4 protein-coding genes and 1 pseudogene are annotated in these 8110 nt (G+C 29.3%); 4 read left to right on the plus strand and 1 reads right to left on the minus strand.

Going from position 1 to position 8110, the window contains the following annotated elements; translation table 11 throughout:
• Positions 1-4058 (plus strand): RHS repeat-associated core domain-containing protein (locus KPL54_RS25270; protein WP_290444469.1); only part of this gene is annotated, 4058 nt, incomplete at its 5' end.
• A gap of 11 nt (positions 4059-4069) precedes the next feature.
• Positions 4070-4747 (plus strand): hypothetical protein, encoded by a 678-nt coding sequence (locus KPL54_RS25275; protein ID WP_216109251.1) that lies wholly within the window; start codon positions 4070-4072, stop codon positions 4745-4747.
• Between the two features lie 145 nt (positions 4748-4892).
• Here KPL54_RS25275 and KPL54_RS25280 read toward each other — a convergent pair.
• A pseudogene (locus KPL54_RS25280) lies at positions 4893-5213 on the minus strand (IS3 family transposase); the annotation flags it as partial.
• A 209-nt stretch (positions 5214-5422) separates the two neighbouring features.
• Here KPL54_RS25280 and KPL54_RS25285 point away from each other — a divergent pair.
• Together KPL54_RS25285 and KPL54_RS26785 are read left to right on the plus strand one after the other, a co-directional pair.
• Positions 5423-5572: a hypothetical protein gene (locus KPL54_RS25285; protein WP_216109252.1), complete on the plus strand. Its 150-nt coding sequence runs from the start codon at positions 5423-5425 to the stop codon at positions 5570-5572.
• A 487-nt stretch (positions 5573-6059) separates the two neighbouring features.
• Positions 6060-8021, plus strand: a complete 1962-nt coding sequence (locus tag KPL54_RS26785; protein WP_268037899.1) for a hypothetical protein — start codon at positions 6060-6062, stop codon at positions 8019-8021.
• Positions 8022-8110: the final 89 nt, after the last annotated feature.

Below are 8110 nucleotides of genomic sequence, written 5' to 3' on the forward strand. Positions count from 1 at the left end.
ATGGAAAAGAGAATATTTACGTTCATGATAATGAAGGTAATTTAATAGAAGAGAAAACAAAGATTTCAGTTGGGCAGTGGAAAATTGAGGGATACACTTATGATTCATATGGAAGAATATTAACTAAAACAGATGGAAATAAAAACACTTCAAAATATGAATATGATGTAGAAAGCGAAGATCAAGACAAACAAGGAAAAGATCCAGTAATAGTTACTACAAATAGCAATTATGTATACAGATATGAATACGATGAAGTTGGCAGAAACACTTCAATTGAAACAGATTATGGAACTATAGAATTTGGCTATAATAATTTAAATTACGTTTCAGAAATTAAAGATGGCAATGGAAATAAAACAACAAAATCTTATGATAAGATGGGTAACTTAATAAGGGTTGAGACGCCAAATGGTGGGAATTATAGCTATAAATATGACCATATGGATAGACTATTAGCTATAAAAAATCCAATGGGATTAATTGAGAAAAATATAAGAGACAGCGAAGGAAACATAATAAAAGAGATAAATCCAAATTACTTTGATGAGGATTTACAAAATGGTTTAGGCATAGAATATGTCTATGACAAAGATAATAGAAAAATAAAAACATTATATCCAGATGGTGGAGTAGAAAGATTTGTTTTAGACCCTAATGGAAATGTCATAAAACACATAAGTCCAGAATACTATAATGCAAAAACAGATGATGGACTGGGGTATAGCTATATCTATGATTCAATGAATAGATTAGCTTCTATAATAAATGAAGAAGGAATTATAGACAAAACCTTTGAATATGACCTACATGGGAATATAATTAAGGAAATAGATAGTGAAGGAAACGCTACTTTATTTAAATATGACTTACTTGGAAATTTAATTGAAAAGCGAGTTCCAGTGGAAAAAGGCACAGCAGAAGACTTAGAAGATAATAAAGAAATATCACTTGAAAAGAACGCTGCAAATAGTAGTAAGCAACAAGAAATCAAATATAATGTAACTTGCTATTACTATGATGAAAATAGCAATAAAACATTAGAAAAACATGGAACAGACCTAGTTAATAAAGAGCAATATTGCAATTACTATCATGAAATCTACTTTGAATATGATAAAGAAAATAGACTTATCGAAGTTAAAGATAAATATGGAGCAAAAGCGAGATACAAATATGACTCATTAAACAATAAAATTTACGAAAGCTTTAAAATAAATGATACTACAGAAAAAATTGTTCATTATATTTATGATAAAGCAGGGAATTTAATAGAAAAGAAAGAAGAAATAGATGGTAAGTTTATTTCACCAGAAAATAAGGATAAAAATATCTGGGCAATCACTAAATATGAATATGATAAAAATGGCAATACCACTAAAATTACAACTCCAAAAGGCTTTGAAATTGGAAGAGTATATGATGTTATAGATAGGGTTATTGAGCAATATGAAAAAGATGAGATAAATAACATATTTAGAAGCCATGTATATAAATATGATAAAGCCAGCAATATCATAGCTTTAAGTAAATATAGTGGGAAAGATGCAAGACTTATAAATAAAAAATATTCAAGTGAAAATGACTATAACATAAAAGCTCTTGACAGATATGAAAAGGCTAAGGAAAATAAAAAGTTATTTGAAGAATTACAGTTTGAAGAAGATAAAAAGAGTAAAGGGTACACTTATGATTCTCAAGATAGACTTACTCACTTTAAGAATATCGCAGGAAATACCACAAGATTAATTTATGATAAAAATGATAGAATAATAAAACAAATACTACCACAGCAATATGATGAAACCACAGATGATGGGTTAGGTACAACCTATGTTTACAACCTAAAAGGTCAAGTAATCCAGGTGAAAAATGCCCTTGGAGAAACAGTAACTAAAAACACTTATGATCCAAAGGGAAATATGGAAACCTCAATAGATGGTGAAAATAATAAGGTTGAGTATACTTACACCTTGCTTGGTCAAATTAAAGATATAGTAACTCCAAACTCCAGAAAAGAAAATAAAATAGCTCAAAGCTATAAATACGATGCCAGAGGAAACATAACTGGAATCACTGGGGGTAATGGAAACCAAACAAGCTACATGTTAGATGATTGGGGAAGAATAACTCAAATAGTAACTCCAGAAGGTGGAGCTGAAAAGTACACCTATGATTATGCAGGGAATATTATAACAACCACTGATGCAAATGGTGGAACAATAACTTATAGTTATAATAGTTTAGGACAAGTATCAGAGATAAAAGATCAAGAAGGAAATAGTGAATTTTTCTATTATGATGAAGAAGGGAATTTAAATAAGCAGTTAGACAGAAATGAAAACATTGTAGATAGAAGTTATAATATTGATAAAAATATAGTTTCTGTAAAAGCTTATAAAAACCATAAAAAGACAATAGAAGAAATCTCAAAAGAGCAAAAAATCTTAAATATTATAGATCAAAGATTTAACTATAATGAAGATGGAACACTAAAAAATGCATACACAGGAAACATGTTATATGAGTACAGTTTTAATGATGAAGGAATGCTGGAGAGCAAAAGTGCATCAGGAAAAACACTTTTAAATTATGATTATGATAAGAATAATAACATTAAAACTATAAAAGATATCACAGGAAAGAGTAGCATTTATAATTATGATGCTGCAAATAGAGTAAAGGGAATAAAAGATAATAAGGAAAACACCCTAGTAAATTATGATTACTTTAAAAATGATAATATAAAAAGCATAAACTATGGAAATGGATTAAAGACGGATTATGGCTATGATGGTGATGGCAATGTTGAGAGCTTAGTAACAGTAACTTCAACCGGTGAGGTATTAGTAGATTATAGTTATGCTTATGACTTAAATGGTAATAGAATAGAAAAAGTAAGTAGTAAACATAAAAACCACTACACCTATGACAGCATGAATAGACTAAAAGATTCAAGCTATGATGGAAGACAAGAAAGCTTCACCTACGATAAAGTAGGAAATAGACTAACAAAAACAACAAATGATATAACAGATAAATATGTTTATAATGTAAAGAACCGGCTAAAGGAATTACACCAAGATTCCGGCACAAATCTCTTTACTTATGATAAGCAAGGCAATACAATAAAAGAAGAAACTCAAGTAGGGAACAATTCATATGAATATAACAATTTAAACCAACAGGTTAAGGCTATAACTAAGGAAGGAAACACTTTAGTTAGTAGATATGATACTGAAGGTCTAAGATGTGAGATTGAAGAGAACGAAAAGTTAACGAGATTTATTTTCCATAAGGAAAATGTTTTAGTTGAAACAGATAAGGATTATAATTGTATTTCTAGATTTACTAGAGGATATGAAGTTGTTGCTGCTGATATTGCTGATGGAGATTTAGGGAGTAATAGATATTATTACACTCATGATGAACAAGGCAGTACAATCCATATTACAGATAAAGAGCAACGTATAAAAAATGAGTATTGTTATGATGCTTTTGGTAATGTATTAGATAGCAGAGAAGATGTTCATAATAGAATTACTTATACAGGACAGCAGTTTGATGGAATAACGAATCAATACTACTTGAGAGCAAGATTCTATAATCCTGTTATTGGAAGGTTTACGCAGGAAGATGTTTATAGGGGCGATGGATTAAATCTTTATGGGTATTGTGGAAATAATTCTGTGGGGTATTGGGATCCTAGTGGTTATTCAAAAAGGGTATGTCCACCATCAAAAACTCGGGCTATAAATGATACTAATGGGGAGAATAATCCTAGTAATAGGCCACCTAATTTAAGTCCAGAAGGAGCAGGAAGAAATGGTGCGTTTAGAGAGGCAAAAAGAAAAATGGGTATTCCTGTTAGTGAACAACCTATAGAAGTTGGACCAAATGTCGACAAAAGAAATAAGAGAAGTCCAGGAAAACAATATGACTTTGGAGAAGGTAAGATAATCAGAGACGATTCTGGTGGTCATGTTTTTACGGATGACTCATCGCAAGATCGAGGATCACATTTTAATGATCCAGATGGAAATCATTACGATTATTAGGAGATTTTACAATGAAAATATGGAATGAATATGAAGTGAATGTTTTTAATTATTTTGAATATTTTAATGATGAAGTAGATAGGAGAAGTAATAGTATATTACCTGATATGAGTGTAATTAGTATTAATGCAAGTGGAATGTGGGGGAAAGATGATAAACTTAAATTTATAAATTTAAGTAGTAGACAAATAAATTCGTTATTTGGTACTAATAATTTATTAGAGGACTATAAATTCTATATAGTTGTAAGCAAAAAAATAAAGGATATAAATTCTAAAGTTGAATTTTATAAAAAAATATGGAAGGATATACGAAAGAAATGGGGTATAGAAAATTTCAATTTGGGTGTTGAGATTAAAGTAGAAGCTGAAGGCGTTTCATTTTTTACCAGTATTGCAGAATTTAGTATAGATAATTTATCTCTTGCACTTGAAATTGTTTCAGCTAATCCTAAATTAAATACAATTATCATAAGTAAAGCTAATGATATATTGACAGAAAAGTATACAGAAAAACTTTTTCATACATTGTTTAATAGCGAAGCGCAAGATTCAAAAGAAATTGATTATTATAGTTTTTGTGCACAATGTTGTAATGAGGGAGATATAGCAGTTAGATGGGGCACTTCATTTGAAGATGCTGAAGTTGCTATGATTTATAATCCTAAAAAATTAAGTATTCAGATATAAATATACTATTTATATCTGTAAAACTCATTAGTAAGAAGAAACTGTTTCCAGTTTCCTCTTACTAATGGGGTCATGTCTAAAATCAGTAATTGTTAATTGTAAACAAAACCCCATCATAATAATGTGTACCCTTTGTCAAAGATAATTAAAAAAGCCTATGCTGATTTTTTAGATGATTTCTGTATTGAACAGGAGTCATCCTTTTTAAATTCCATTGGTATATGTGTTCATTATAATAAATCATATAGTCCTTAATTTCCTTTTTTAAATTCTCAAAAGTCTCACATGACTTTATATACGCCTCATCCTTAAAGTGGCCAAAGAAGGATTCCTGTGGGGCACTATCCCATCAGTTTCAACGTCTCGACATCGATTGTACTAACTTACATTTTTTTACTAGTCTCTGGAAGATTGGACTTGTATAATGCACTCCTTAACCAGAATGAATAAATGAATTCTTAGTTAACGGAATCAAAGTGATTAAAAGGATAAATAAATATAAATATTCAAATGTATTATCAGAATAGGTGTAATACAATATGAAAAAACATAAAACTAAAGTTTTTATGTGCTATGTTAAGATTACAAAAATTGCATAACATATTATACTGCTTTACGTTAACATGTATACAAAATAAATAGAATAAAACACCTTATAAATTAGGTAGCTATGCTATGAAAATCGGAAAAGAAGTAGAATATGGTGCAAAAATAAAAATAAAGGCTAAGATGAGGGGAAATTCTTGTGTTAGTCTTTTGCTTTGCAATTATATTCAAACTATAGTGTTTACTAATATGGAACTAAAAACTCAAAAAGTTTATTAATTTTACCAGACTTGTTAGAGGTGATGTGAGTGGAAAGTGGGATGAGAAAAATAAGGGGTCATTGTAGGAATAGACATTGCACTTGAAATAGCTAGGGAATTAGCTACTTCAGGAGATGTAAATTTAACAGCCACTTTTATAAAAAAATATATTGGAAATAAACTATGTTTTTCAGATCACGTTGATGGAGCTACAGGAAGTTTATACATTCTAGCCTCTAACCTATATAGGAGAAAATATAGACGCCCTTACAACCTTTTCAAACTATAAACTTTTCTTCACTTATAAAGAAGGAAAAGTTATTCAAATTAAAGATGAACTAAACAGAATAGTTCAATATAAGTACGAAGGCCAATATTTAACAGAAGTAGTTCACGTTGATCGTGGAATAACAAGATATACTTATAATGAAGATGGATTTATAAACAGCATTACAGATCAAAATGGACAAACGTATACTAAAAACTTCTTTGATATTAGAGGAAGAGTGACAAAGCAAGACTTTCCAAATGGAGATACTTGTAATATAGCCTATGATGATGCAGAAAGGGAAGTAACATTTTATTACCTTCAAAGTCAAAGGACAGAAAAAACAAGGTTTAATAAAGATGGACTTATAACGCATTTATTTTATGAAGATGGAACCACTGAGGAATATAAATATGACGATTATCAAAACAAAATTTATACAAAAGACAGAAATGGTTTCGAAACTCATAAGGAATATAATGCTTTTGGAAGTCGGGTAAAAGAGATATTGCCAAATGGATTAAGTACAGAATATGTTTATGATGAAGAGCAGAACTTAATAAAGCAGGCAGATAACAATGGAAAAGAGAATATTTACGTTCATGATAATGAAGGTAATTTAATAGAAGAGAAAACAAAGATTTCGGTTGGGCAGTGGAAAATTGAGGGGTACACTTATGATTCATATGGAAGAATATTAACTAAAACAGATGGAAATAAAAACACTTCGAAATATGAATATGATGTAGAAAGCGAAGATCAAGATAAACAAGGAAAAGATCCAGTAATAGTTACTACGAATAATAATTATGTATACAGATATGAATATGATGAAGTTGGCAGAAACACTTCAATTGAAACGGACTATGGAACTATTGAATTTGGTTATAATAATTTAAATTACGTATCAGAAATTAAAGATGGTAATGGAAATAAAACAACAAAATCTTATGATAAGATGGGTAATTTAATAAGGGTTGAGACGCCAAATGGTGGGAATTATAGCTATAAATATGACCATATGGATAGGCTGTTAGCCATAAAAAATCCAATGGGATCCATTGAGAAAAGTATAAGAGACAGCGAAGGAAACATAATAAAAGAGGTAAATCCAAATTACTTTGATGAGGATTTACAAAATGGGTTAGGTATAGAATATGTCTATGACAAAGATAATAGAAAAATAAAAACACTATATCCAGATGGTGGAGTAGAAAGATTTGTTTTAGACCCTAATGAAAATGTCATAAAACACATAAGTCCAGAATACTACAATGCAAAAACAGATGATGGACTGGGGTATAGCTATATCTATGATTCAATGAATAGATTAGCTTCTATAATAAATGAAGATGGAATTATAGATAAAACCTTTGAATATGACCTTCATGGGAATATAATTAAGGAAATAGATAGTGAAGGAAACTCTACTTTATTTAAATATGACTTACTTAGCAATCTAATTGAAAAAAGGGTGCCAGTTGAAAAAGAAAAATATAACGTAACTTGCTACCAGTATGATGAAAATAGCAACAAAATCTTAGAAAAACATGGAACAGACCTAGTTAATAAAGAGCAATATTGCAATTACTATCATGAAATCTACTTTGAATATGATAAAGAAAATAGACTTATCGAAGTTAAAGATAAATATGGAGCAAAAGCGAGATACAAATATGACTCATTAAACAATAAAACCTATGAAAGCTTTAAAATAAATGATACTACAGAAAAAATTGTTCATTATATTTATGATAAAGCAGGAAATTTAGTTGAAAAGAAAGAAGAAATAGATGGTAAGTTTATTTCACCAGAAAATAAGGATAAAAATATCTGGGCAATCACAAAATATGAATATGATAAAAATGGCAATGCCACCAAAATTATAACTCCAAAAGGCTTTGAAATTGGAAGAGTATATGATGAAATAGATAGAGTTATTGAGCAATATGAAAAAGATGAATTAAATAGCATCTTTAGAAGTCATGTATATAAATATGATAAAGCCAGCAATATAATAGCTTTAAGTGAATATAGTGGAAAAGATGCAAGACTTATAAATAAGAAATATTCAGGTGAAAATGACTATAACATAAAAGCTCTTGATAGATACGAAAAAGCTAAGGAAAATAAGAAGTTATTAAAAGACTTAAAGTTTGAGGAAGATAAAAAGAGTAAAGGATATACTTATGATTTTTAAAATAGACTTACTCACTTTAAAAATATTTCAGGAAACACAACAAGATTACTTTACGATAAAAATGATAGAATAATAAAACAAATACTACC

Origin of the sequence: Clostridium estertheticum, assembly GCF_018861295.1 — a bacterium.
GTDB lineage: Bacteria > Bacillota > Clostridia > Clostridiales > Clostridiaceae > Clostridium_AD > Clostridium_AD estertheticum_D.